This window comes from Paractinoplanes rhizophilus, assembly GCF_042664765.1.
Classification (GTDB): Bacteria; Actinomycetota; Actinomycetes; order Mycobacteriales; family Micromonosporaceae; genus Actinoplanes; species Actinoplanes rhizophilus.
Genome location: NZ_JBHTBJ010000001.1, coordinates 67,859 through 92,114 on the forward strand (window position 1 = coordinate 67,859; position 24,256 = coordinate 92,114).

A 24,256-nucleotide genomic window follows, 5' to 3' on the forward strand; every position below is an offset into this window, starting at 1 on the left:
CGTGATCCGGCGGGCATGTTACCAACGTGAGCTGGCATTTCGCGAGGGCCGAAGGTGCGTGATATGGCCGCAATCTTTCCGGCGGCGTTTTGCGTATCGAGCCCAGCTGGCGGCGCTTGCCCGGGTCTGTCCTGTCCGACCCGGTTGCCGCCATCGGGTTCACCCGTCTGTCGTAGTCAGTCGGCAGCCCGTCGCCATTACGCTGCAATCTGTGGCAGACGACGCGGTGACCTACGCCATACGCGAGGTGCTGTCCGTGATCCCGGCGGGCTGTTCGTGGCTGCTTCCGATCATCGACGACACCGGCGAGGTGGCCGACTTCGAGATCGCCGCGGCCAGCGGCGGCGGCCACGACGTCTACCGGCGCGGCACCGACCGGGTCGCCGCCCGGATCAGCGAGATCTATCCGAGCGTCGTGGACGGGCCGCTGTGGCGGCTCTACCTCACGGTGCTGCGCACCGGCGAGCCGGCCGAGCTCAACGAGTTCCGGTACGAGGAGAAGCGCGCCGGGATAGTGCCCCGCTCGGTGTTCGACGTGACCGTGCACCCGGTGCTCGGCGGCCTGCTGGTCTGGTGGCAGCGCCTGGACGAGGACCGCCGCCGCATCGAGCGCACCGAGCAGCTGGGCAACCTCGGCTGGGCCGAGTACGACCTGGTCACCGGCGAGAGCCAGTGGTCGCCGGGGATGTACCGCCTGTTCGAGCGCGACCCCGGGCTCGGCCCGATGAGCCGCGCCGAGCAGGCCGCCGCGATCGATCCCGGCGATCGGGGGCTGGCCGAGGCCGCGTGGCAGGCCATGGAGACCGGCGGCGTCTCCGACGTGACCGTCCGGTTCCGGGTCGGCGCGGCCGTCAAGCACACGCGCATCCTCTCCGACGTGGTCACCGACGCCGGGGGCGCGCCGCTCAAGGTGCACGCGGTGGTCCAGGACGTCACGGCCCGCGAGCAGACCCGCGGGGCGATCGAACGGCTCAGCGACCAATTGCGGACCAGGGAGCTGACGGCGCTCGCCGAGCATCGCCTGGCCGCGCGGCTGCAGCACATGATCCAGCCGGTGCCGGCCGCGCCGCTCACCCTGCCGGGCCTGGAGGTGATGGTCGGCTACCTGCCGGCCGAGAGCGCGGTGCGGGTGGGCGGCGACTGGTACCACGCGCAGGAGCTCACCGACGGGCGCACGGTGCTGGCGGTGGGCGACGTGGCGGGGCACGGGCTCGCGGCGGCGAACAGCATGGCGCACCTGCGGTTCGCCTTGATCGCCTGGCTGGCGATCGGCATCGACGACCCGGCCCTGCTGCTCCAGCACCTCAACCGGCTGTGCGGCCGGCTCCAGGTCACCGGGACGGCGGTCATCGCCGTGTACGACCCGGGCTCGCGGGCGCTGACCTGGGCGCGGGCCGGGCACGCGCCGCCGCTGCTGGCCCGGGCCGGAACGGCGATGCCGCTGGATCCGCCGGCCGGGCTGCTGCTCGGCGCCGACGACGACTCGTCCTATCAGGTGCTCACGCCGTGCCTGTCGCGTGGCGATCTGCTGCTGCTCTACACCGACGGCCTGGTGGAGCGCCGGGTGCGGGCGACGCCGAGCCTGCTCAGCGACGTGATGGCCGCGCTCGGCGAGGCGTCCGCAGCGCCGGGCGAGGTGGCGCTCGCCGCGCTCTCCGGGCGGTTGAACCGGCCGAGTCCCGACGACGACACCTGCACGGTGGCGGTGCGCGTCCGTTAGCCCCGGGCCGGCTCCTGTTCGCCCGGCAGCCTTTCGCCGGTCGTTGTCTCGCGACCGGCTCTGTTCGCCGCCTCCGGAGGCTCAGAACAGCATGGCGAGGCTGACGGTCGTGCCGCTGCCGTCGAGGTGGATGCCGACCTCGTCGCAGATGCGCTCGACGATCGCGAGGCCCCGGCCGCGGGGCTGGTCGGCGGCCGGCATGGCGCGGCCGAAGCCCGGCGAGATGCCCCCGTCGACGACGTCGCAGCGGATCCGGTCGGGCTCGGCCCAGATGCGTACCAGGCCGCCGCCCACCGTGTGCTGCAAAGTGTTGGTGGCCAGCTCGCTGACCGCGACGGCGAGCAGGTCGGCGCGCAGCCGGGACAGGCCGAGGGCGATCGCCTCGTCGCGCGCGAACTCGCGGACGTAGGCGAGGTCGCCGGGCTCGGCGTAGGCGGCCTCGGCGGGCCGGGTGGCGCGTGTGGACATCGATCACTCTCCGCCGTCGCGGCCGTTGCGGGTGGCGCCGCCCAGCAGGTCTGCGACGCCGGTCACCTCGAGCACCGCCGCCACCGAGCCGCTCGGGTTCTCCAGCGTGACCCGGCCACCCCGCTCGGCGGCGGCGCGGTACGCGGCGACCAGCCCGTGGATGCCGCTGGAGTCGAGGAAGTCCACATCGGCGAGGTCGACCACCACGGACGTGGACCGGCCGACGGCGGCCAGCAGCGTGGTGACGAGCTCGTCGCGTACGGCCAGATCGCAGTCGCCTGCGAGCGAGACGCGGAGCCCGGCCCCCTCGTCGGACGTCGTGGCCGCGAAGCGTGCCATCGGCGCCTCCCCTCCCGTGCCCGGTCGGAGCCATCATGTCATCCGCCGCAAACCCGTTCCAACGGGTTCCAACCACGGAGCGACCCTCTTCGGCGACTTCTTGGTGTATGCGCCTTTCCTACCGAATAGGATAAGTCTGTCAGATCAACAGTGCGGCGCATCGGGGGACGGCCATGGGATTACGACGTTGGTGGATCGTGACGCTGGCCGCGTCGACCGCGGTGGCGGCCGGGGTCGTGCCCGCTCAGGCCGCGGACTCCGCTGCGCACCCGGCTCTTCATCCGGCGGCCGGGGTCGCCTCCGCCCGGGCCGCCGCGGCGTCCGGGGCCTACACGGTGGCGGTGTGGGACATGGACGAGCGCGCCGGCGGCCGCGTCATGTACGACAGCAGCGGCAACGGGATCGACGGGTCGATCGGGCGCGAGGTGCGCACCGGCGGCATCTACCGCTTCAGCCGGCTCGAGCCCGACACCCCGCCGGCCCACCCCGGCCACCTGGTGGTCGTGCCCGACCACGCCGCGCTCGACCCCGGCGCCCGCGACTTCGAGGTCACCGTGCGGCTGCGCACGAGTCACCACTTCGGCAACATCGTCCAGAAGGGACAGGCCACCGTGGCCGGCGGCAGCTACAAGCTGCAGATCCCGAGCGGCAAGGTGCAGTGCTGGTTCCGCGGCGCCGCGGGCCAGGTCCTGGTCACCGCGCCCCGGCCGATCAACGACGGCCGCTGGCACGTGGTGACCTGCACGCGCTACGCCGACGGCGTCGCGCTGGTGATCGACGGGCGCAAGGTCGCCGGCCGCTGGGGGGCCACCGGGCGGATCGCCAACTCGTGGCCGCTGTCGATCGGCGGGAAGACCACGTGCGACCAGCGGACGGTGGGCTGCGACTACTTCGCGGGCGACCTCGACTACGTACGCGTCGACGCCAGGTAACGCCCGCACCACGCTCCGAATGGTGACCAGCGCGCGGTTGACACCCGGGCCCGAGCCGGGTGAATGTTCGTCAATGACCGATGAGTGGCCCAGCACGGGAACCCTGCTGGCGACGCGCTATCGCCTGGTCGCCCTCCTCGAGACCGGCGGCATGGCGCAGATCTGGCACGCCAGCGACGAGCTGCTGGGCCGCCCGGTCGCGATCAAGCTGCCCACCGGCCCGCAAGTGGCCTGGCGTGAGGCCCGCATGGCGGCGAAGCTGTCGCATCCCGGCATCGCCGCCGTCCACGACTTCCGCGAGGCCGTCCGCGCCGACGGCACGATCGCGCCGTTCGTCGTCATGGAGCTGCTGGCCGGTGAGACGGTCGCCGCCCGCCTGGTGCGCGAGACCTTCGGCTGGCCGGAGGCGGCGCGGGTGGGCGCGGCCGTGGCGGACGCGCTGGCCGCCGCCCACCAGGGCGGAGTCGTGCACCGCGACATCAAGCCCGGCAACGTCATGCTCACGCCGACCGGGGTGAAGATCCTGGACTTCGGCATCAGCGCCGCGCCCGGCGAGCCGGACGACGACGACACCGGGGCCACCTTCGGCACGCCGGCCTATGTGGCCCCCGAGCGGCTGGACGGCATGCCGGCCGAGCCGGCCACCGACGTGTACGGCCTCGGAGTGTTGTTGTTCGAGATGGTGACCGGGCAGCCGCCGTATCCGGTGGAGACCTGGGAGGAGCTGGACGAGGCCCGGGCGAACGGGGCGGGGACGCTGCCGCCCTCGCTGCCGGCCGAGTTCCGGGCGGTGGTCGAGCGCTGCCTGGCGGAGGATCCCGCCGACCGGCCCCGGGCTGCCGAGGTCCGGTTCGACCTGACCGCGCTGTGGCTGGCCGACGAGCCCGAGTCCGACGACCAGCCGGCCGCCGCGAAGCCGACCCTCCCCGCGCCGGGCCCCTCCCCTTCCCCTTCCGCGTCCCCTTCCGCGTCCCCTTCTTCGTCGTCGGCCGCACCCGCGCCCTTGTCGGCCTCGCTGCATGGCTCCGCCGAGCCATCGCCCATCGCCTTCTCCACTGGCGCGGCCTCGTCCCCCGGGCTCAGCGCGGCCCCGCCCTCCCGGCCGGGAGCCGATCCATCCCTCCGGCCCGGCGGGGATCCCTCCGCCCGGCCGGACTGGGATCCCTCCGCCCGGCCCGGCGCGGAGCGCCCGCCGGTCCGGCGGCCGCGGGTGGCCGAGGCGTGGCCCTCGCACCCGCAGGGACCGCCCCGGCCGGGCGAGCCCCACGGCTTCCCCGCGGGCCGGGTGTCCGCCGCGGCCCTTCCGATGGCCGAGCCGCAGCCCCGGCGCCGCCTGGCGCTCGCCCTGGCCGTGCTGGCCCTGCTGGTCACCGCCGGCGGCATCTACGTGGTGATCAACCGGCCGAAGGAACGGACCGACGCCACTCCCCCGGCGCCCTCCCGGCCCGCCACGATGCTCTTCTCCTCCAAGCCCGCCGCGGTCCCGCCGACCGCGCCGTCCGGCGCCGCCGCGCCCCCGGCCTCGCCGTCACCGTCGCCCCGGCTGAGCTTCGACGACGCCGTGAGCCGGCTCCGGGCGGCCGTCGAGGACGGCGCCGAGGACGGCGACATCCGCGGCGACGTCGCGACCGACCTGCTGAACCTGATCCGTCCCCTGCAGAACACCGGCGCCGGGAACGTGGACTCGCAGGTGGCCGAGCTGCGCCGCAAGATCGCCAGTCGGGCCGGCGAGGGCAGCCTGAGCAGCGCCCAGGCGGCGATCCTCAAGGCCCGTCTGACCGATTTGGATCGGGCGTCCTCGCCGGTCTAGGCGCGATCTAGGCGGAGCCCCGGATCACCAGGCGGGTGGGGAGCACGACCTCGCTGTCGCCCAGCTCGTCGCCGTCCAGTTTGGCCAGCAGGAGGCGGGCCACCTCGCGGCCCATCTCGGCGATCGGCTGGTCGACGCTGGTCAGCGGCGGCTCGGTGTGGCGGGCGATCACCGAGTCGTCGAAGCCGATCAGGGCGACGTCCTCGGGGACGCGGCGGCCGAACTGGCGCAGCACCCGCAGCGCGCCGGCGGCCATCGTGTCGGACGCCGCGAACACGCCGTCCACCTCGGGATACTGCTCCAGCAGCCGGTACATGGCGGCGGCGCCGCTCTCCTGGCTGAAGTCGCCGAACGCCACCGGGCCGTCGCCGACCACGTCGCGGTAGCCGTCGAGACGCGCGATACCGGCGGCCATGTCGAGCGGGCCGGTGATCGCCGCGATGCAGCGGCGGCCCTGGGTCTGCAGGTAGGCGACCGCCTCCCGGGCGCCCGCGCGGTTGTCGGCGTCGACGAAGGTCCCCCGTTCGGCGTACATCGGCCGGCCCACCCGGACCGTCGCGACGCCGCGCTCCTCGAGCACGTGCGGCAGCGGGTCGTCGCCGTGCAGCGACAGCAGCAGCGCGCCGTCGACGTGCTGCCGGGTCAGATAGCCCTCGAGGCGGCGGCGCTCCTCGGGGGCCTGCGCGATCATCAGGACCATCTGGAGGTTGCGGGCCACCAGCACCGAGGAGACGGCCTGCACGATGCGGCCGAAGAACGGCTCGGCGAAGAACCGCTCGCCGGACTCGAAGACCACCAGGGCCACCGAATCGGTGCGCTGGGTGACCAGCGTGCGGGCCGCCCGGTTCGGCACGTAGCCGAGCTCGGCGATGGCGTCCTCGACCGCCTGCTTGGCGCGCGGGCTGACCTGGGCCGACCCGTTGACCACGCGGGACACCGTGCCCCGGCCCACGCCGGCGCGCAGCGCGACCTCTTCCAGGGTCGGCCGGCCGGAGGCCCGGCTTCGATCCGCCGTCATCCGTGGCACCTCCTCCGCACGGCGTCGCCCGCCGCGCCCGAAAGCACGGCGTCGCCCGCCGTGCCCGACACAAAGTACCTGCCTCGTGCAGCGCACAACATGATCAGCTCGTCACCTTCGCCTCGTCCGACACGGTAAAGCTGCCCGGCGCCGGCGTGCCGATCGCGACCGGCGAGGCGCCCCGGCGCCGGCGTGCCGACCCCCGATCGGCACAGTCGCCGCCGGCGCGGACACCCCGCCCCGCGAGCGCCGTCGTGCTCAGCCCGGGCGTCCCGGGCCGCCCGCCGGAGCGCCCGGCGCCGGGGACCGGGACAGCGCACGCCGGACCGGCCGCCGGAACCGGAGGCGGTGCTGCCGCCCCGGAAGGTGCGATCCTCCCGGGGCGGACATAGGCCGACGAAGCTCTCATGCGCGCTGATCCACGCGGGCACGGTAGCAAGCATTGAGATGGGAGCGCTCCCATGACACGATGATGTCATTCGATCGACACACTGTGGGGGCGACATGCAAACGGGCCGGCGCCGCGTCACCTGGATGGCGGTGGTCGCGCTGGGCGCGCTCGTGGTGTTCGGGACGGTGCAGGGCCTTCGGCGTGTCGCCGACGACGAGCCCGCCGTGCTCGCGGCCGGCGGCGATTCCGCCGACCGGGTGACCGATCTGCTGGGCCGCATGTCGCTCACCGACAAGATCGGCCAGATGGTCCAGGCCGAGCGGGCCGCGGTCACGCCGTCGCAGGTGACCGAGTACCGCCTGGGCTCGGTGCTCTCCGGCGGCGGCTCCGCGCCACCGGACAATTCGCCGGCCGGGTGGGCCGACATGTACGACGCCTACCAGCGCGGTGCGCTGGCCACGCCGCTGAAAATCCCCATCCTGTACGGGATCGACGCCGTGCACGGCAACAACAACGTGTACGGGTCGACAATCTTTCCGCACAACATCGGCCTGGGCGCCACCCGCGACGCGGAGCTGGCCGAGCGGATCGGCACCGCCACCGCCGAGGAGGTCACCGGCGCCGGGCTGGATTGGACCTTCGCGCCGTGCGTGTGCGTGGCCCGCGACGACCGGTGGGGCCGCACCTACGAGTCGTTCGGCGAGAACCCCGAGATCGCCACCCGGATGACCAGCGTCATCGACGGCCTCCAGCAGGGCCCCGCCGCGATCATGGCCACCGCCAAGCACTACCTCGGCGACGGCGGCACCACCGGCGGCGACGACCAGGGCGACACCCAGCTCAGCGAGGCCGAGCTGCGCGCGATCCACCTGCCGCCGTTCAAGGCCGCGGTCGACCGCGGCGTCGGCGCCGTGATGATCTCGTTCAGCAGCTGGAACGGCGTCAAGATGCACGCGAACAAGTACCTGATCACCGACGTGCTCAAGGGCGAGCTGGGCTTCACCGGCATCACGGTCTCCGACTGGGCGGCGGTCGACCAGCTCGACGGCCGGCCCGGCTTCACCCGCGACGAGGTCGCCACCGCGGTCAACGCCGGCCTCGACATGCTGATGGTGCCGGAGAACTGGGAAACTTTCCTCGGCTACTTGCGGGCGGGAGTGGAAAGCAAGCAGATCCCGATGTCCCGCATCGACGACGCGGTCCGGCGCATTCTCACCAAGAAAGCCGAGTTCGGTCTCTTCGAGCACCCGCTGGCCGACCGCGGTTACGCCGGCACGGTCGGCAACGCGGCGCACCGGGCGCTGGCGCGGCAGGCCGTCCGCGAGTCGCAGGTGCTGCTCAAGAACGACGACGACGTGCTGCCGCTGGCGAAGTCCGGCGGAAAGATCTTCGTGGCCGGCAAGAACGCCGACGACATCGGCAACCAGAGCGGCGGCTGGACGCTGACCTGGCAGGGCGCCTCCGGTGACACCGTGCCCGGCACCACGATCCTGCAGGGCATCCGCGATGTGGCCGGCAACGGCACGAAAGTTACCTACGACCGGGACGGCAACGGCGTCGACAACACCTATCGCGCCGCCATCGCGGTGATCGGCGAGACGCCGTACGCGGAAGGCGAGGGCGACCGTCCCGGCGGGCTCTCGCTGGACGTCGAGGATCGGCTGCTGCTGACGAAACTTTCCGCGGCGCACATCCCGGTCGTCGTGGTGCTTGTGTCGGGCCGGCCTCTGGACGTCGCGGCGGAGCTGGGCGGCATGGCGGCGCTCGTCGCGGCCTGGCTGCCCGGTTCCGAGGGCGCCGGCGTGGCCGACGTGCTGTTCGGCGACTACGCGCCGACCGGCCGGCTGCCGGTGACCTGGCACCGCACCGCCGACCAGCAGCCGATCAACGGCGGCGACGGGCTCTTCGCGTACGGATATGGGCTGAGCTTCGCCGAACGCTCGCCCGACACCGCCCCGCCCAGCGCGCCCGGCACCCCGCGGGCGACGGCCAGCAAGTTGCGCTGGATGGCCTCGACCGACCCCGGCGGCAGCGGCGTCGACGGTTACGACATCTTTCGCAACGGCACGCTGATCGGCGCCCGCTCCGGGCTGTCCTATCCGCTCGGCAAGCTCGACCCCGGCGTGCGCTACGAGTTCACCGTCGTGGCGCGCGACAAGGCCGGCAACCGCTCGGCCCCCTCGACCCCGCTGGTGATCACCGTCCCGATCGCCGGCGGTTGCAAGACACGTCACGGACCGTGTGTCGCGACGTGATACTCCCCTTCCCCCCACCGTAGGAGCACCCATGTTCCGACGCGTCGCGTTAGCGACCGCCGCCGCCGGCGCCCTGATCGCCGGCATCATCACGGCCCTGCCCGCCTCCGCCGCCACCGGCGGTACGGGAACCGGATACCTGCACACCAGCGGCAACAAGATCCTGGACAGCACCGGCGCGACCGTGCGATTGACCGGCATCAACTGGTTCGGCATGGAGACCGACAACAAGACGTTCCACGGTCTCTGGTCGAGCAACCCGTGGCGCGGCCAGCTCGACAAGATGGCGTCGCTGGGCTACAACACGTTGCGGATCCCCTTCTCGGACGACGCGCTCAAGAGCGGAGCCGTCGCCACCGGCATCAACGACTATGTGAACCCCGACCTCATCGGGCTCTCGCCGCTGCAAATTCTCGACAAGGTCATCGACTACGCCGGCGGCAAGGGCATGCGGGTCATCCTCGACCGGCACCGGCCCACGGCCGCGGGCCAGACCGCGCTCTGGTACACCTCGGGCGTTCCCGAGAGCACGTGGATCGCGAACTGGCAGTCGCTCGCCCGGCGATACGCGGGAAACACCACCGTGATCGGCGCCGACCTGCACAACGAGCCGCACGCCGAGGGCACCAACCCGGCCGCGACCGGCGCCTGCTGGGGCTGCGGCGACACCGCCCGGGACTGGCGGCTCGCCGCCGAGCGGGCCGGCAACGCGATCCTCTCGGTGCAGCCGAACTGGCTGATCTTCGTGGAGGGCGTGTCGTGCCCGTCCGGCGGCCTGTCGAACGTCTGGGACAACGACCCCAGCAACGACGAGGACTGCGGCTGGTGGGGTGGAAACCTCTCCAAGGCGGGCGAGTTCCCGGTACGCCTGAGCGTCGCGAACCGGGTCGTCTACTCGCCGCACGAGTACGCGACGTCGGTGTACCACCAGACCTGGTTCGACGACCCGAGCTACCCGGCGAACATGCCGGCCATCTGGGACAAGTACTGGGGCTACCTCTACAAGCAGAACATCGCGCCGATCATGATGGGTGAGTTCGGGACGACTCTCACCAGCAACATCGACAAGGTGTGGCTGCAGAACCTGATGGCGTACACCGGAACGGGCGTCAACGGGATGTCGTTCACCTACTGGTCGTGGAACCCGAACTCGGGCGACACCGGCGGCATCGCCAACGACGACTGGACGACCATCAACCAGGCGAAGCAGTCGATCCTGCAGCCGTACCTGATCGCGCCGGTCGGCGGCACCGGGCCGACGTCGACGGCCACGACGCCGAACACGTCGCCGGGCACGTCGTCCCCGACGCCGCCCGCCACCGGGGGCTGCACGGCCACGTACAAGCAGGACAACGCGTGGCAGGGCGGCTTCCAGGGATCGGTGACGGTCAAGAACACCGGCAGCGGCGCGGTCAACCCGTGGTCCGCCACCTGGACCTGGCCGTCCGGCGTGACTCTGGTCAACGGCTGGAACGCGACGGTCACCCAGAGCGGGACCACCGTGACCGCGGCGGCGCCGTCCTACGCGAGCTCGCTCGCGGCCGGCGCCTCGGTGACGATCGGCTTCACCGCCAACGGGACGGCGAGCGCGCCGGCCGGTGTGAAGCTGAACGGCGCCACCTGCTCGTAGGGGCGCGCCAGTAGACCGAGCGGTGCGGGCCTCCGGGCGGCCCGCACCGCTCACCCCTTCCCGGGGGTCTCTTCTCCGGCCGGTCGCCGCCTGCTCACCCTGTTCCCGGAGGGTCTTCTCCGGCCGGCCGCCGTGCCTGCTCGCCCTTTCCCGGGTTCCTTCTCCGGCCAGCCGCTGTGCCTGCGCGACCCCTTTCCTGCGGGGGTCTTCTTTCCGGGCGTCTTCTTTCCTGGCGTCTTCTTTCCGGGCGTCTTCTTTCCGGGCGTCTTCTTTCCGGGCGTCTTCTTTCCGGGCGTCTTCTTCCCCGGGGCTCTTCTTCCCGGAGCGTCTTCTTCCCGCAGCTCTTCTTCCCTGGGCCTCTGCTTCCCCGGGCCCCTTCTTCCCCGGTTCCCTTCTTCCCCGGGCCTCTTCTTCCCTGCCGGCCGCGCTACCGCGACCGGCGAGCCGATGCCGCCACGGCGCACTCGCCGGCCCGGCCGAAGGCCCGATCCGGGTATTTGCGATCGTCGCGCCGTCGCGGTGCGGGCCGGGTGCGAACGAGGTCGCCGCCAGGTTGCGCGCTAGTTTCCGCGCCGGTGCTCGAAGATCAGGTGAGTCTCGGTGCCGGCCACCAGGTGCGTGCCGCTGAGCCGCTCGGTGATGATCGAGCGCAGGTCCGCCACGTCGGCGGTGGCCACGTGCAATAGGAAGTCGTAGGACCCGGACACGAAGTAGACGTCGCGGACCGCGGGAATCCCAGCCAGGGACTCGGCGAACTTGCCGATCGCGTCGCGCGCGTCGGAACGGATCCGCACCGCGATCATGGCCTGGATCGGGCGCCCGATCCAGGCCGGATCGACGTCGGCGTGGAAGCCGCGGATCGCGCCGATCTCGCGCAGCCGGCGGATGCGGGTCAGGCAGGTGGACGGCGCGATGCCGACCCGCTCGGCGAGCGCGTTGTTCGGCATGCGGCCGTCGGCCTCGAGCAGCGCGAGCAGGTCGAGGTCGATCTGGTCGAGGCCTCGAAGATCGTTCGGCGAATCGGACATCACGGGCGATCGTTTCGCATCTTCTTCGGGTTCACCACGTCGACCAGAATAATATTTCGCGTCGTTGCGCGAAACCTGCACATCGTTTCACCCTAACCCCACGACAACGACGTCACCGAGAGGAAGAGCACATGATCGTCGGCGTGCCCACCGAGGTCAAGAACCACGAGTACCGGGTGGCCATCACCCCCGCCGGAGTGGCCGAGTTCGTCCGCCGCGGGCACCAGGTGCTCATCCAGGCGGGCGCGGGGGCCGGCTCGGCGATCACCGACGACGACTATGCCGGCGCCGGCGCGCGCATCGTGCCCGACGCCGGCGCCGTCTGGGCCCGGGCCGACCTGCTGCTCAAGGTCAAGGAGCCGATCGCGGTCGAGTACCACCGGCTGCGCGAGGGTCAGGTGCTCTTCACCTACTTGCATCTTGCCGCCGACGCCGCCGGCACCCAGGCTCTCCTCGATTCCAGGACCACCGCCATCGCGTACGAGACGGTCCAGCTCGCCGACGGTTCGCTGCCTCTGCTGGCCCCGATGAGCGAGGTCGCCGGCCGCCTGGCGCCGCAGGTCGGCGCGTACTCGCTGATGCGCAACTCCGGCGGCCGCGGCGTGCTCCCCGGCGGTGTGCCGGGCGTCAGCCCGGCGAAAGTTACCGTCATCGGCGGCGGTGTTTCCGGCGTGAACGCGGCGACCATCGCGCTCGGCATGGGCGCCGACGTGACCGTCCTCGACCTCAACATCAACCGGCTGCGGCAGATCGACGCGCAGTTCGGCGGCCGGGTGAAGACGCTGGTGTCCAGCTCCTACGCGATCGAGCAGTCCGCGCTCGAGGCCGACATGGTGATCGGCGCGGTGCTCGTGCCCGGCGCGAAGGCCCCCACGCTGGTCTCCAACCACCTGGTCAAGCGGATGAAGTCCGGCTCGGTGCTGGTCGACATCGCCATCGACCAGGGCGGCTGCTTCGAGGACTCGCACGCCACCACCCACGAGGACCCGGTCTACCGGGTGCACGACTCGGTGTTCTACTGCGTGGCGAACATGCCCGGCGCGGTGCCCAACACATCGACGTACGCGCTCACCAACGCCACCCTGCCCTACGCGCTGCGCCTGGCCGACCTGGGGTGGCAGACCGCGCTCAAGCAGGACCCGGCGCTCGCCGGCGGCTTGAATGTTCATGCGGGCCAACTGACCAACGCGTCCGTTGGCGAAGCGCTGGGCCTCCCTTCCGTCGAGGTCGGCACCGTCCTCGGCTGACCCAGCTCCGATCCGCCGCCCCGGGGACCCAGACCCCCGGGGCGGCGTTTCTCTCCCGATAGCGCCGCGTCCCTTTCCGGGCGCGACGGGACTCTCCGGGCGCGACGGACTCTCCAGACGCGAGGAACACTCTCCAGGCGCGAGGAACACTCTCCGGGCGCGAGAAATTTTCCGGCGCGGGTAACTCTCCGGGGCGCGAGGAGCCATCCGGGCGCGAAGAACCCTTCCGGGCGTGCCAAACCTTTCGCCCGCGAAATTTCCACGCCGACGGCACCGCATTCTCTGTTCAACGGCGCCGCATTCCTCCTTAAAGGTGCCGCGAAATTTGCGACAGATCGGCCGCGCTGAGCCGGTCGTTGCTGGTCTTGGCCTGGTGCCAGAACGGGTAGCGCAGCGGCTCGCCGCTCACGTCGTCGAGCGCCTTGATCTCGTCGGCGGTCAGCTCCAGGTCGGCCGCGGCGAGGTTGTCGCGCAACTGCTCGGGCGTGCGCGCGCCGACGATCACCGAGGTGATGCCAGGCTTCTGCGCGATGTAGGCGAGCGACACCCGCGCCGCCGACACGCCGTGCGACTCGCCGATCTTCACGGCCAGCTCGATCGTGTCGTACAGCTTGTCCTCGTCGTGCACCGGCGGCTCGTCCCAGTCGCTCAGGTGCCGGCTGCCGGCCGGCGCCGCCACGCCGCGGCGATACTTTCCGGACAGCAGGCCGCCCGCGATCGGGCTCCATACCAGGATGCCGACGCCCTGGTCGAGGCAGGCCGGCACGATCTCGGTCTCGATGTCGCGGGCCTGCAGCGAGTAGTACAGCTGGTTGCTCGCGAAACGTTCCAGCCCCCGCGCGTCGGAGATGCCGAGCCCCTTCATCATCTGCCAGGCCGCGTAGTTCGAGCAGCCCACGTAGCGGACCTTGCCGCTGCGCACCAGGTCGTCGAGGGCGGTCAGGGTCTCCTCGAGCGGGGTCTGGCCGTCCCACTCGTGCAGCTGGAAGAGGTCGATGTGATCGGTGCCGAGCCGCCGCAGGCTCGCCTCGGCGCCGCGGATCACGTGGTGGCGGGACAGGCCGGCGTCGTTCGGCCCGTCGCCCATCGGCATGCGCACCTTGGTGGCGATCAGCCAGTCGTCCCGGCTGTTGCCCAGCGCCTGCCCGATGATCTCCTCGGAGAGGCCGGCCGAGTAGACGTCGGCGGTGTCGATGAGGTTGACGCCCGCCTCCTTGGCGATCGCGATCTCCTCCTTCGCCCCGTCCACGCCGATCTGACCGACGGAGGTGGCCCAGCCGGTGCCGCCGAAACCCATGGTGCCCAGAGTGAAGGTGGAAACCCTCAGGCCGGTACGCCCGAGCTGCCGGTACTGCATTGGTCATCGCCCTCTCTGCGGTTCGGAAGTCCCGGGCCCAGCCTTCCCCGGCCCGGTGCCGGTTGTCCACCGAATGCGGTTCTGCCCACGCCGGGGTATACCGAGAAGGTCTGTCGTCTCGGCAAGGAGGCCGAAATGGCGTATCCGTGGGTGGTGGCCGCACTGCTGGCGGCAACGACCGGTTTCGCTCCCGTTTCCGCCGCCGCACCCGCGGCTGGGGGCGCCGGTAATACTCCACGCGCCGGTGCCGCTCCCGGCGCCCCGGGGGTCGACGAGCAGTACCTGCCGGCCGACAAGGCCGGGCTGGTCACCTCGCGCACGACCACCAGCAAGGTGTGGGTGACGGTGCAGCGCGAGGGCGGGCTCGGCGAAATTTTCTACCCGACGATCGGCGGTCCCAGCGCGCGGGCGCTGACGTTCGTCGTCGCCGGGCACGGGCACGCCACCGTCGCGCGGGCGTCGAAAACTTTCGCAGACGACCGCAGCCTGAGTTTCCGGCAAACTTTCGCGGGCGCGGGCTGGCGTCTCACCGCCTCCTACGTGACCGACCCGGCCCGCGACACCGTGCTGGTCGATCTCTCGCTGACCGGCCGTGGCTTCGACCTCTATGCCGTCTACGACCCGGCGCTGGCCAACTCGCGCGGCGGCGACTCGGGCTCGACCTCGGGCGGCGCGCTGCTGGCCTCCGACGGCGACGTCGCGAGCGCTCTGGTCGCCTCGCCGCCGATCCGCGCGGCGTCCAGCGGTTTCGCCGGGGTCAGCGACGGCCGCACCGACCTGCTGGCCGACGGCCGCCTGGACTGGCGCTACTCCTCGGCCACCGCCGGCAACCTCGTGCAGACCGCGGCCCTCGCGCGACACTCCACGCTCGCGCTCGGTTTCGGCCCGGCCGCCGCCACCGCGAAAACCACCGCGACAGCCTCTCTGCGGCGCGGCTTCGGCCGCGTTTCGCGAGATTTCGCGTACGGGTGGAAACACTACCTGGCCGGGTTGCGGCAGCCCCCGGCGTCCGCGTCGCCGAGCCTGTACCGTACGTCCGCGATGGTGCTCGCCGCCAGCGAGGACAAGGCCAACCCCGGCGCGTACGTCGCCGCGCCCGCGTCGCCCTGGGCGTTCGGCCGCGACGACCCGTCCGGCCCCTACCACCTGGTGTGGTCGCGTGATCTCTACCAGATCGCCACCGGCCTGATCGCGGCCGGCGACCGGGCCGGCGCCTCCCGCGCGCTCGACTTCCTCTTCGATGTCCAGCAGCGACCCGACGGGTCGTTCCCGCAGAACTCGCAGGTGGACGGCACACCGGTCTGGGGCGGGTTGCAGCTCGACGAGGTCGCGCTGCCCATCGTGCTCGCCTACCAGCTGGGCCGCACCGACGCCGCCACCTGGGACCACGTGCGCCGCGCCGCCGACTTCCTGGTCGGCTTCACCCAGGACGGCTTCGCCGCGCCGTGGACGCCGCAGGAACGCTGGGAGAACCAGTCCGGCTACTCCCCCGCCACGATCGCCGCCGAGATCGCCGGCCTGGTCTGCGCCGCTTCCCTCGCCACCGCCAACGGCGCGGACGGCTCGCACTATCTCGCCGTCGCCGACGAATGGCGCGCGAAAGTCAAGCAGTGGACGGTCACCAGCACCGGCCCGTACTCGTCAAAGCCCTATTTCCTCAGGCTGACGAAAGATGGCAACCCGAACGCGGGCACCACCTACACCATCGGCGACAGCGGCCCGGCGAACGTCGACCAGCGACGCGTCGTCGACCCGAGCTTCCTGGAGCTGGTGCGTCTCGGCGTGCTCCCCGCCGACGACCCCGACGTCCGCACCACGCTGCCGGTGATCGACGCTCAGCTGGGCGTCGCCACGCCGAACGGTTTCTTCTGGCATCGCGCATCTTTCGACGGCTACGGCGAGAAGGCGGACGGCAGCCCGTGGGACTACGGCCTGCCCGACGGCTCGCTGATCACCCACGGCCGGGCTTGGCCGCTGCTCAACGGCGAGCGCGGCGAGTACCTGCTGGCCCTGGCCGCCCGCGGCGGAACTCACGGCCAGTCGGCCACCGTCGCCCGCGCCGGGGCACGCACGCAGCTGGCCACCATCGCCCGCGCCGCCGGTCCCGGCCGCATGCTGCCCGAGCAGGTGTGGGATCAGTACCCGCCGGCGATCGCTCCCGGGACGCCGACGTTCTCGGCCACTCCCCTGGCCTGGACGCACGCCCAGTACATCCGTTTGGCCTGGAACGTCCAGGCGGGCCGGGTGACCGAGCAGCCCGCGGCGGTGGCCGCGCGCTACCTGCCCTGACGCAGGCAATGGACGTCGGCCTGCACCGACGCAGGCAACGGGCATCGTCGGCATCCGACGGTGACCCAGGCCCGCGACGACGGAGCCTGCACGGTCGAGCGGGCCGGGATGCGGAAGCGGTGGGCGCGGGCCGAGGACGTCGTCCGGCCGCTGGATCCGGTCGCTAGATGCGGCCCCGGCGGCCGCGCTTGGCGCCGGACAGGGCCGGCACCTGGCTGGTCAGCCGGTCGGGCCAGGTGAAGACGACCTTGCCGGTCGCCTGGTACTCGACCGCCAGCTCGGCGAGCACCGCGACGGTGGCTTCGATCTGCTGGTCGGTCCACGGGAACGGGTCGGTGCTGAACATGCCCCAGCTGCGGCGGGCGCGCTCGAGAGTGGACTTCTCCTCGTGCTCGACCGCGTCGTGCACCACGCCGGCGAGTAGCTCGGCGATGCCCAGCGAAACTTTGTTGGCCGCGAGCAGGCGCTTGCTGCGCTCGGCGGCGTCGTGGCGGGGATGGCCGGAGACCACCCGCATGTTGTCGAAGACGCCGCCGCCGGCGATCGAGCCGAAGACGCCGCCGGTCATGCCGAGCTCGCGCTCGGTCACGGCGTGGGCGAGGTCGTGCGGGACCCGGAACTTACGGTCGTAGCCGGGCAACTCGAGCACCACCCCGTCGCCGCGGCGGATGGTGGCCAGTGTGGAACCGCTCAAAGCCCGGGCGAAGGTGATGAGCATCATCCGATGGTGCACGCCCGGCATGGCCCTGGCCAGCAGTTATTCGTTTGTTTCCAGGATTTGACGGGAGACAGCGTGTCGGCCGGCGCCGGGGCGGGGCTTGCCTAGGGGCGGCGCGTCAACTTCCACCACAGGCTCGGTGGAGTCGTTGCTGCGTCTGTGGACAGGTCGACGCGTACGTCAGCAGCCTGGACATTGCCCACCACCTGGCCGGACTTCACCTCGGCCCCGGGAATCGCCCGGGTGGTCTTGACCTTGACGGCGAGGCCCGGCCAGCCGATCACCTTGAGGGGGGTCGCGGGGCTGATCGTGGTGGTGGAGCCCCACGCGGTGCGGACGGTGCCGGCCGGCCTGGCGTCGTCGAGGAGGGTGTACTGCTTGACGACGTTTCCGACTGCGGTGAGAAGCTTGCGGACCACCCGGTTGACCTGGGCCAGCTGCTCGGGAGTGTGCGCGCCGGGCTGGTTGAAGACGGCGCCGACCAGGGTGAGGGTCCGGCCGGCGACCTCGAGGCGGGCGGCGAAGACCAGGTTGCCGCCGGCCTCGTCGGTGGAGCCGGTCTTGATGCCGAAGACGCCCTGTTCGCCCAGCAGCGCGTTGTAGTTGCGGATGGTGCCGGCCACCGGGATCTCGGCGCTGTCCAGCGCGACGATCTCGGCGAAGACCGGGTCCTTGATGGCGGCGCGGCCGAGGATGACCTGGTCGGCGGCGGTGCTCACGGTGGTGGGCAGAAAGCCGCTCGGGTCGGTGTAGTGGGTGTTCTTCATGCCCAGCTCGGCGGCGGCGTCGTTCATCTTGGTGAGAAAGTTTCCTTCGCTGCCCGCGTCCCAGACGCCGAGCATGTGCGCGACGTTGTTGGCGGAGGGCAGCATGAGCGCCTCCAGGGCCTCGCGCTCGGTGATCTTCTCGCCGGCCCGGACCGGGACGAGCGACTGCCCGGACGGGATCCGGGACTGGTAGTCGGCGACGTCCGCCTGGGTGACGGTGATCGTGGGGCCTTCCTCGTCGCCGCTCAGCGGGTGGCTCTTGAGGACCAGGTAGGCGGTCATCACCTTGGCGACGCTGCCGATCGCCTTCGGGTCGTCGCCGCCGGAGCCGCCGAGACGGCCCAGGCCCTCGATCATCAGCTCGGCGGAGCCGGACTTCGGCCACGGCAGCGCCGGAAACTTTCCGGGGATCTTGAGGGTGGTGGCCACGGTGGTGGTCAGGGTGGCGGCGGGCAGGTCGCGGTTGAGCTGGACCGCTACGCCGGAGCCGGCCAGGGCGATCAGGAGGATCGCGGGGAGGAGCACGGCCAGCAGGAGGCGGCGGCGCCTGCCGGGCCCCGGGGGCGCGGGCTGGGCCGACGGGGGCGCGGGCTGGACCGACGAGGGAGCGGGCTGGGCGGGGAACGCGGGCATCGGGATGGCGGCCTTGCCGGCGGCGGGCGGCACCGTCGGGGGCGGGACAGCGGCGAAGCCGGCGCCCGGGCGGGCCTGGCCGGGCGCCGGCCGGGGCTGCTGCGGGACGGCCGGGGGTGGCGCCGGGGCCGGGACCGGCACGGACGCCTTGCCGGCGGCCCTGCGAGCCGGAGCTGCGGGAGCCGGAGCTGCGGGAGCCGATGCGGCCGGAGGCGCCCCGGCCGAAGCCGATGGCGCGGGGGCGGGCTGCCCGCCGTACACGGTGCCGGCTCTTGAAGCCGGCGGCGCGCCCGCCGGAGTGACCCGGGCCGAGCCGACCGCCCCGCGGCCCGGCTTCTCCGCATGCTCCGGCATGACTTCGTCGCCCGGCATCCCCGTGACCCCTCCTCCGCGGCCCGGCGTCCCCGGGCGCCCGACCAGTATTCCTGGCCCGCGCCAACTCGTGTCACCTGCCCGGTTGCGTTGTGAACGCGGTTCCGCTACCTGTGGTACACGCCGGCAAAGCCAGCAGCGGGGAGATTTCGGATGACCACCGTGACCAAGCCCCAAACCCGCGCCACGACGACCGCTCGCAGCGCGCACATAGCCCTCTGGATCTTCCTGATCGCCAACCTGGTGATCGTCGAGTTGATGTTCGCCCGGCCGGCCACGCCGGCGCACAACACGCTCACCTCGGTGGGCCGTTTCCTCGGCCTGCATCTCGCCTTCGTCATGGCTTTGCAACTGCTGCTGATCGCCCGGTTGCCTTTCCTGGACCGCCGCATCGGCATGGACAAGCTCACCACCTGGCACCGCTGGACGGGTTTCACGCTGTTCTGGCTGGTGTTGTTGCACCCAACTTTCGTCCTGCTGGGCTATTCGTCGCTGGACAAGATCTCGTTCTTCGCCGAGATCCCGAACCTGGCCAAGCAGATGCCCGTGCTCCTCGGCATGATCGCCGCCGCCCTGCTGGTCGTGGTCGCCGCCGTCTCGCTGCGCGCCGTGCGCCGCCGGGTCTCCTACGAGACGTGGCACACCCTGCACCTGCTGGTTTACCTGATCGTGGTGCTCGGGATCATCCATCAGGTCTACGAGGGGTCAGCCTTCAAGACCAACATTCTCACCCAGGTGTACTGGTGGGGGCTGTGGGCCTTCGCGCTCGGCGCGCTGTTCACGGGCCGGGTGCTGACCCCGCTGGTCCGCAACGCCCGCCACCAGCTCAAGGTGGCCGCGGTCGTGCCCGAGTCGGACGACGTGGTGTCGGTCTACATGACCGGGCACGACCTGGGCCGTCTCCAGGCCCGCGCCGGGCAGTTCTTCCTGTGGCGCTTCCTCGGCCACAACCCGTGGTGGCAGGTCAACCCGTTCTCGCTGTCCGCGGCGCCGGACGGCCGGTCGCTGCGCCTGACCGCGAAAGGTATCGGCGTCACCAGCGCGGGCTTGCGCCGGCTGCCGATCGGCACGCGCGTGTTCGCCGAGGGACCGTATGGCGCGTTCACGTCCGGTCAGCGGGTCACCGACAAGACGCTGCTGATCGCGGGCGGCATCGGCGTGACGCCGATCCGCGCCCTCCTCGAGGACGATCGCCTGCCCGGCGACATCGTGGTGCTGTACCGCGTGCCGGCCCAGGCCGATGCCGTCCTGCTGGGCGAAATCCAAAACCTTTCTTCCGTACGCGGGGCGAAGCTGCACCTGCTCGCCGGCCGCACGGGCGCGGGCACGCCTCCCTTCCAGCCGTTCAGCCCGGAAAGTCTGATCGCCCTCGTGCCGGACATCGTCGAGCGGGACGTGTATGTGTGCGGGCCGGCGGCGATGACGGACGCGGTGCTGCGCTCGTTGCGGGCGTTGAAGGTGCCGTCCCGCCAGCAGCACGCGGAAACTTTCCGGCTCGCCAGCTGAGGAACCCGGCTCCGGGGTAAATCCGGATATCCGGTGATGAGCGTCGGTGCGATTTGCGGCGATTGGGGAGGATAGGTGCCCTGACCCGGGGGTTTGCCGTGAGCCGGTAGGGTGCGCCGGGTGATCACGCTGAATCGGCGACGTGTCGTTCTCGGGGTCGTCTGCGCGGGGCTGGTGGCGCTTCCGGCGGTGGGTGGCTGGAACGCCGGACAGGCTATGCGCACCGCCGCCGCGCCGTCGGCTCCGCCATCCGCGCCGGTCGATCCCGACGGCGCGACGGGGGTGCCGGTCCTCGATCCCTCCGCCTCGGACGCGCCGCCCGCCGGGTCGGGGCCTAGCGCTCCGTCCGCCGGCTCGGGGCCTGTTGGGTCGCTTGCCGGGCCGGGCGGGTCGCTTGCCGGGCCGGGCGGGTCGCTTGCGGGGCCGGGAGCCGCGGCGGCGCTCGGATATGGCGGGGTGCCCGGTGGGCCGAAGCTCGATCCGAGCCTGGGCGCGCCCGTCGGGTGGAAGCTCAGCGACATCCCGGTCTTCCCGCCCCGGCCCGCGCCGGAGCCGATCGTCCTGCCGGACGGCGACCGCGTCCCGTATCTGTCCCGCGTGCCGGTCACGCAGCCGGTCGCCTTTCTCACCATGGACGACGGATATCTCAAGAACCCGGAGGCCGTGAAGCTCTTCGCGGCCGCGGGCATTCCGGTGACGCTGTTCCTCACCACCGACACCATCCAGGACGACGTGGCGTTCTTCGACCGGCTGCGCACCTACGGCGCGGTGATCGAGGCGCACACGATCTCGCACCCGGAGCTGGCGGGCAGGTCCTACGGCTTCCAGCGGCGGCAGATCTGCGACGGGACCGACCGGCTCGAGCAGTGGTACGGGCGCCGTCCGGTGCTGTTCCGGCCCCCGTTCGGGGACAAGGACTCGACCACGCTGCGGGTCGCCAAGGAGTGCGGGATCAAGGCGGCCTTCATGTGGAAGGAGACCGTCCACAAGGGGATCGTGCGCTACCAGGAGGGCAACAAGGTCCAGCCGGGCGACATCATCCTGATGCATTTCCGGCCGGCGTTCGTGAAAGATTTCCTGGCGGCGCTGCGGGCGATCCACCAGGCGGGACTCACCCCGGCGCTGCTGGAGGACTACGTGCCGCTCGACGGCGGGGCACCGCCGGCTTCGGGTCGCACGCCGGGCGCCCAGGTCCGTTCATAGCCTCGCCGGCGGCCGGGCGCGAGCTTTCCCAGCCCGACCAGGAAAGTTTCAGGTGTTGGGTGGTCCGTTCTTTCCGGTGCCGCCGAACTCGAGGACTGCGCCAATTCAGGTGTGGGCGAATCCGCGCATCGCCATGGCGACGTCCTCGTCGGTGAGCTGGCGGAAATCCTCGTACCACTGGCCCACCGCGCGGAACGACGGCGGAGCGCTCAGGCAGATGACCGTGTCGGCATCGGCGGCGATGCTCTGCGCCGCCTGCGGCGCGCAGACGGGCGCGGCCAGCACGGTGCGGCGCGGGGACTGGCCGCGCAGCCAGCGCAGGGCGGCGCGGGCGGTCACGCCGGTGGCCAGGCCGTCGTCGACCAGGATCACCGTACGGCCGATGACCTGCGGGGCGGGGCGGCCCTCGCGGTAGCGGCGGACGCGGCGGGCGAGCTCGGAACGTTCCGCGTTCACGACGTCGGCCAGGTCGTCCGCGGTGATGCCGAGGTAGGCCAGCGACCCCTCGTCGAAGACCGGCGGGCCGTCCTCGGCGATCGCGCCGACGCCGAATTCGGGCCGGCCGGGGGCGCCGATCTTGCGGGCGAGCACGATGTCGAGGTCACCGCCGATCCGGGCGGCCACGCGGACGGCCACCGGCACTCCCCCGCGAGGCAGGGCAAGCACGAGCGGGCGCGAGTGGTCGTGGCCGAGGCGGCGGGCGACCTCGTTGCCGAGCAGGCGGCCGGCCTCGTCGCGGTCGGCGAACACTAGCGGAGATGCGTCGCGAACCATGTCCCGGCCTCCTCGGCCACTATCTGCAGGGCACCGGGCTCTTCGAACAGGTGCGTCGCGCCGGGGACGATCCGCAGCTTCGCGTCGACGGTCATGGCGTTGCGGGCCTGTTCGTTGAGCTCGACCACGGGAAGGTCCCGCTCACCGACGATCAGCAGGGTGGGCGCGCGGACCTGGATCAGCGCGGGGCCGGCCAGGTCGGGGCGGCCGCCGCGGGACACGACGGCGGCGACGCGTTCGGGGTGGGAGGCGGCGGCGACCAGGGCGGCGGCCGCGCCGGTGCTGGCGCCGAAGAGGCCGACCGGCAGGCTGCGGGTCTGCGGGTGCGCGCCGAGCCAGTCGACCAGGCCGATCAGGCGGTCGGCGAGCAGGCCGATGTCGAACCGCAGGTCCCGGGTGCGGGCGTCCTCGACCTCCTCCTCATGGGTCAGCAGGTCGACGAGCAGGGTGCCGAGGGCGCGCCGGTTGAGCTCGGCGGCGACCATGCGGTTGCGCGGGCTGTGCCGGGAGCTGCCGGTGCCGTGGGCGAAGACGACCACGCCGTGCGCGCCGGGCGGCAGCACCAGATCCCCTTCGAGCCGGGTTCCCGCGGTCGGGAAGTACGTGGTAGTCGCCGTGGTCATGACGGGGTCTCCCTCCGGGGCACGATGGCCCTGGCTTTCGCGTACCCCCGGAGGGACGGCCCATACGTCTGACTTGGCGATTCATTCGCTCGACTTGGCTGCTCACTCGCCGCGCGTGTAGACCTCGCTCCAGTCGCGGATCTCGTAGCCGCTCACGACGCCGCTGAGCCGGAACGGGTCGCCGTCGACGAACTTCTCGGCGGCCGCACGGGCGGCGAAAACGGCCATCGAGCCCTCCTTGGCGATGTCGCCGAACGTGCCGACCATCAGCAGGTCCCCGGCGGCGTGGAACTCGTCGAGCCGGGCCTTGTGCGCCGGGAACAGCGCGGGCGCCTTGGCGGCGAAGTCCTCGGCGCACTGGTAGAGGACGACGGCGAGGCTCATTTGTTCGCCACCGCGGCGAACGCCAGCAGGGTGCCGTTCCACGCGTCCTCGCCGTCGAAGGTTTCCCGCATGGCGGCCGCGTCGGCGCCGAAGGCGTCCAGGTCGCGGTGTTCCAGCCGGACGACGGTGCGGTCGTCGCCGTCGGGCCGGAAGGTCACCTCGACGGTGGTGACGAAGTCGTCGTGGTATTTCCAGTCGGCGGCGATCTGCCACGTCACCACCAGGCGCGACGGCGGCTCCCAGGCGGTGACGAAGCCGGTGGACGTCTCGGTGCCGTCCTCGTGGCGGGTGAACCAGCGGCCGCCGGCGCGGGGCTCGATGACGATCTCGGCGATCGGCGCCGAGCCGATGTGGTGCCTCGCCGGCCACCACGAGGTCATCTCCGCGGTGAATAGCTCGAAGGCGCGCTCGGGTGGCACGTCGACGACGACCTCCCGGCGTACCGCCTCAATTGTCCCGATCATGGTCTGGTCTCTCCCGATCCTGGTTGGCGTGCTGCTGAAAGGCCGCAAGCGACCGTTCCCAGAACCCGTCGAGGTGGGCTCGCAGGACCGCCAGCCCGTCCGGGTCGACCGAGTAGAGGCGGCGGGTGCCGTCCTGCCGGTCGGTGACGAGGCCGACGTCCTTGAGGACCTTGAGGTGCTGGGAGACGGCGGGGCGGCTGACCGGCAGGACGTCGGCGAGCTGGCCGACCGCGAGTGGCCCGTCGGTCAGCCGCTCGAGGATCGCCTGCCGGGTCGGGTCGCCCAGCGCGGTCAGCATCGCGGTTGCGTTCGTCATGGCTTACCGTAA

The 24,256-nt window shown here is 71.9% G+C and carries 21 protein-coding genes; 9 read left to right on the forward strand and 12 right to left on the reverse strand.

All coding sequences use genetic code 11. The features are described from left to right. Positions 1-211: 211 nt before the first annotated feature. Entirely contained in the window at positions 212-1,720 is a 1,509-nt protein-coding gene (locus ACFQS1_RS00315; protein WP_378963797.1) for a PP2C family protein-serine/threonine phosphatase, read from the forward strand. An 81-nt stretch (positions 1,721-1,801) separates the two neighbouring features. Here ACFQS1_RS00315 and ACFQS1_RS00320 read toward each other — a convergent pair whose 3' ends face one another. Together ACFQS1_RS00320 and ACFQS1_RS00325 are read right to left on the reverse strand one after the other, a co-directional pair. Beyond that, on the reverse strand, positions 1,802-2,188 hold the full coding sequence (locus ACFQS1_RS00320) for an ATP-binding protein (RefSeq protein ID WP_378963798.1): 387 nt from the start codon (positions 2,186-2,188) through the stop codon (positions 1,802-1,804). 3 nt (positions 2,189-2,191) lie between these two features. Then, on the reverse strand, positions 2,192-2,527 hold the full coding sequence (locus ACFQS1_RS00325; protein ID WP_378963799.1) for an STAS domain-containing protein: 336 nt from the start codon (positions 2,525-2,527) through the stop codon (positions 2,192-2,194). Positions 2,528-2,700: 173 nt separating this feature from the next. Between ACFQS1_RS00325 and ACFQS1_RS00330 the strand changes: the two genes are divergently transcribed. Beyond that, on the forward strand, positions 2,701-3,459 hold the full coding sequence (locus ACFQS1_RS00330) for a laminin G domain-containing protein (protein WP_378963800.1): 759 nt from the start codon (positions 2,701-2,703) through the stop codon (positions 3,457-3,459). Positions 3,460-3,532: 73 nt separating this feature from the next. Beyond that, the gene (locus tag ACFQS1_RS00335; protein WP_378963801.1) at positions 3,533-5,269 is read left to right on the forward strand and encodes a serine/threonine-protein kinase; all 1,737 of its coding nucleotides are present in this window, start codon (positions 3,533-3,535) and stop codon (positions 5,267-5,269) included. A 7-nt stretch (positions 5,270-5,276) separates the two neighbouring features. Here the strand turns inward: ACFQS1_RS00335 and ACFQS1_RS00340 are convergent, their stop codons facing one another. Continuing rightward, positions 5,277-6,287, reverse strand: coding sequence for a LacI family DNA-binding transcriptional regulator (locus tag ACFQS1_RS00340; RefSeq protein ID WP_378963802.1), 1,011 nt, complete (start codon positions 6,285-6,287; stop codon positions 5,277-5,279). A 504-nt stretch (positions 6,288-6,791) separates the two neighbouring features. Here ACFQS1_RS00340 and ACFQS1_RS00345 point away from each other — a divergent pair. Beyond that, positions 6,792-8,933, forward strand: coding sequence for a glycoside hydrolase family 3 N-terminal domain-containing protein (locus ACFQS1_RS00345; protein ID WP_378963803.1), 2,142 nt, complete (start codon positions 6,792-6,794; stop codon positions 8,931-8,933). Positions 8,934-8,964: 31 nt separating this feature from the next. Continuing rightward, positions 8,965-10,563 carry a cellulase family glycosylhydrolase gene (locus ACFQS1_RS00350; protein ID WP_378963804.1) on the forward strand — a complete coding sequence of 533 codons (1,599 nt, stop codon included), beginning with the start codon at positions 8,965-8,967 and terminating at the stop codon, positions 10,561-10,563. Between the two features lie 560 nt (positions 10,564-11,123). Here ACFQS1_RS00350 and ACFQS1_RS00355 read toward each other — a convergent pair. Continuing rightward, positions 11,124-11,591: an Lrp/AsnC family transcriptional regulator gene (locus ACFQS1_RS00355; RefSeq protein WP_378963805.1), complete on the reverse strand. Its 468-nt coding sequence runs from the start codon at positions 11,589-11,591 to the stop codon at positions 11,124-11,126. 131 nt (positions 11,592-11,722) lie between these two features. On the opposite strand from ACFQS1_RS00355, the gene ald reads away from it, so the two are divergent. After that, complete coding sequence (gene ald, locus ACFQS1_RS00360) at positions 11,723-12,838, forward strand: alanine dehydrogenase (protein WP_378963806.1); 1,116 nt, start codon at positions 11,723-11,725, stop codon at positions 12,836-12,838. A 307-nt stretch (positions 12,839-13,145) separates the two neighbouring features. Here ald and ACFQS1_RS00365 read toward each other — a convergent pair whose 3' ends face one another. After that, the gene (locus ACFQS1_RS00365; RefSeq protein WP_378963807.1) at positions 13,146-14,195 is read right to left on the reverse strand and encodes an aldo/keto reductase; all 1,050 of its coding nucleotides are present in this window, start codon (positions 14,193-14,195) and stop codon (positions 13,146-13,148) included. 135 nt (positions 14,196-14,330) lie between these two features. Here ACFQS1_RS00365 and ACFQS1_RS00370 point away from each other — a divergent pair, with 135 nt between their 5' ends. Next, a complete protein-coding gene (locus tag ACFQS1_RS00370) occupies positions 14,331-16,484 on the forward strand; it encodes a glycoside hydrolase family 15 protein (protein WP_378963808.1) in 2,154 nt (717 codons plus the stop codon). 163 nt (positions 16,485-16,647) lie between these two features. On the opposite strand, the gene ACFQS1_RS00375 is transcribed toward ACFQS1_RS00370, so the two are convergent. Then, a complete protein-coding gene (locus tag ACFQS1_RS00375; protein WP_378963809.1) occupies positions 16,648-17,202 on the reverse strand; it encodes a hypothetical protein in 555 nt (184 codons plus the stop codon). A 104-nt stretch (positions 17,203-17,306) separates the two neighbouring features. Beyond that, entirely contained in the window at positions 17,307-18,743 is a 1,437-nt protein-coding gene (locus tag ACFQS1_RS00380; RefSeq protein WP_378963810.1) for a D-alanyl-D-alanine carboxypeptidase family protein, read from the reverse strand. Positions 18,744-19,127: 384 nt separating this feature from the next. Here ACFQS1_RS00380 and ACFQS1_RS00385 point away from each other — a divergent pair, with 384 nt between their 5' ends. Continuing rightward, positions 19,128-20,480, forward strand: a complete 1,353-nt coding sequence (locus tag ACFQS1_RS00385) for a ferredoxin reductase family protein (protein ID WP_378963811.1) — start codon at positions 19,128-19,130, stop codon at positions 20,478-20,480. A gap of 120 nt (positions 20,481-20,600) precedes the next feature. Continuing rightward, positions 20,601-21,683, forward strand: coding sequence for a polysaccharide deacetylase family protein (locus ACFQS1_RS00390; protein WP_378963812.1), 1,083 nt, complete (start codon positions 20,601-20,603; stop codon positions 21,681-21,683). Between the two features lie 105 nt (positions 21,684-21,788). Here ACFQS1_RS00390 and ACFQS1_RS00395 read toward each other — a convergent pair whose 3' ends face one another. The 5 genes from ACFQS1_RS00395 to ACFQS1_RS00415 all read right to left on the reverse strand — a co-directional run bounded on the left by ACFQS1_RS00395 (position 21,789) and on the right by ACFQS1_RS00415 (position 24,244). Beyond that, entirely contained in the window at positions 21,789-22,457 is a 669-nt protein-coding gene (locus tag ACFQS1_RS00395; protein WP_378963813.1) for a phosphoribosyltransferase, read from the reverse strand. Beyond that, positions 22,433-23,080, reverse strand: a complete 648-nt coding sequence (locus ACFQS1_RS00400; protein WP_378963814.1) for a dienelactone hydrolase family protein — start codon at positions 23,078-23,080, stop codon at positions 22,433-22,435. Before ACFQS1_RS00400 ends, ACFQS1_RS00395 begins: the two co-directional genes overlap by 25 nt. A 102-nt stretch (positions 23,081-23,182) precedes the next feature. Beyond that, the gene (locus ACFQS1_RS00405; RefSeq protein ID WP_378963815.1) at positions 23,183-23,464 is read right to left on the reverse strand and encodes a YciI family protein; all 282 of its coding nucleotides are present in this window, start codon (positions 23,462-23,464) and stop codon (positions 23,183-23,185) included. Further along, positions 23,461-23,928, reverse strand: a complete 468-nt coding sequence (locus ACFQS1_RS00410; protein WP_378963816.1) for an SRPBCC family protein — start codon at positions 23,926-23,928, stop codon at positions 23,461-23,463. The genes ACFQS1_RS00405 and ACFQS1_RS00410 overlap by 4 nt, the downstream gene beginning before the upstream one ends. After that, positions 23,912-24,244: an ArsR/SmtB family transcription factor gene (locus tag ACFQS1_RS00415; protein ID WP_378963817.1), complete on the reverse strand. Its 333-nt coding sequence runs from the start codon at positions 24,242-24,244 to the stop codon at positions 23,912-23,914. The genes ACFQS1_RS00410 and ACFQS1_RS00415 overlap by 17 nt, the downstream gene beginning before the upstream one ends. Between the last annotated feature and the right edge of the window lie 12 nt (positions 24,245-24,256).

Bases quoted from the DNA above. Each gene is read 5' to 3' on its own strand.
- ACFQS1_RS00320 (WP_378963798.1), bottom strand. From the start codon at position 2,188: ATGTCCACACGCGCCACCCGGCCCGCCGAGGCCGCCTACGCCGAGCCC.
- ACFQS1_RS00330 (WP_378963800.1), top strand. From the start codon at position 2,701: ATGGGATTACGACGTTGGTGGATCGTGACGCTGGCCGCGTCGACCGCG.
- ACFQS1_RS00350 (WP_378963804.1), top strand. From the start codon at position 8,965: ATGTTCCGACGCGTCGCGTTAGCGACCGCCGCCGCCGGCGCCCTGATC.
- ACFQS1_RS00335 (WP_378963801.1), top strand. From the start codon at position 3,533: ATGACCGATGAGTGGCCCAGCACGGGAACCCTGCTGGCGACGCGCTAT.
- ACFQS1_RS00355 (WP_378963805.1), bottom strand. From the start codon at position 11,591: ATGTCCGATTCGCCGAACGATCTTCGAGGCCTCGACCAGATCGACCTC.
- ACFQS1_RS00365 (WP_378963807.1), bottom strand. From the start codon at position 14,195: ATGCAGTACCGGCAGCTCGGGCGTACCGGCCTGAGGGTTTCCACCTTC.
- ACFQS1_RS00385 (WP_378963811.1), top strand. From the start codon at position 19,128: ATGACCACCGTGACCAAGCCCCAAACCCGCGCCACGACGACCGCTCGC.
- ald (WP_378963806.1), top strand. From the start codon at position 11,723: ATGATCGTCGGCGTGCCCACCGAGGTCAAGAACCACGAGTACCGGGTG.
- ACFQS1_RS00375 (WP_378963809.1), bottom strand. From the start codon at position 17,202: ATGCTCATCACCTTCGCCCGGGCTTTGAGCGGTTCCACACTGGCCACC.
- ACFQS1_RS00370 (WP_378963808.1), top strand. From the start codon at position 14,331: ATGGCGTATCCGTGGGTGGTGGCCGCACTGCTGGCGGCAACGACCGGT.
- ACFQS1_RS00410 (WP_378963816.1), bottom strand. From the start codon at position 23,928: ATGATCGGGACAATTGAGGCGGTACGCCGGGAGGTCGTCGTCGACGTG.
- ACFQS1_RS00325 (WP_378963799.1), bottom strand. From the start codon at position 2,527: ATGGCACGCTTCGCGGCCACGACGTCCGACGAGGGGGCCGGGCTCCGC.
- ACFQS1_RS00405 (WP_378963815.1), bottom strand. From the start codon at position 23,464: ATGAGCCTCGCCGTCGTCCTCTACCAGTGCGCCGAGGACTTCGCCGCC.
- ACFQS1_RS00400 (WP_378963814.1), bottom strand. From the start codon at position 23,080: ATGACCACGGCGACTACCACGTACTTCCCGACCGCGGGAACCCGGCTC.
- ACFQS1_RS00340 (WP_378963802.1), bottom strand. From the start codon at position 6,287: ATGACGGCGGATCGAAGCCGGGCCTCCGGCCGGCCGACCCTGGAAGAG.
- ACFQS1_RS00395 (WP_378963813.1), bottom strand. From the start codon at position 22,457: ATGGTTCGCGACGCATCTCCGCTAGTGTTCGCCGACCGCGACGAGGCC.
- ACFQS1_RS00415 (WP_378963817.1), bottom strand. From the start codon at position 24,244: ATGACGAACGCAACCGCGATGCTGACCGCGCTGGGCGACCCGACCCGG.
- ACFQS1_RS00345 (WP_378963803.1), top strand. From the start codon at position 6,792: ATGCAAACGGGCCGGCGCCGCGTCACCTGGATGGCGGTGGTCGCGCTG.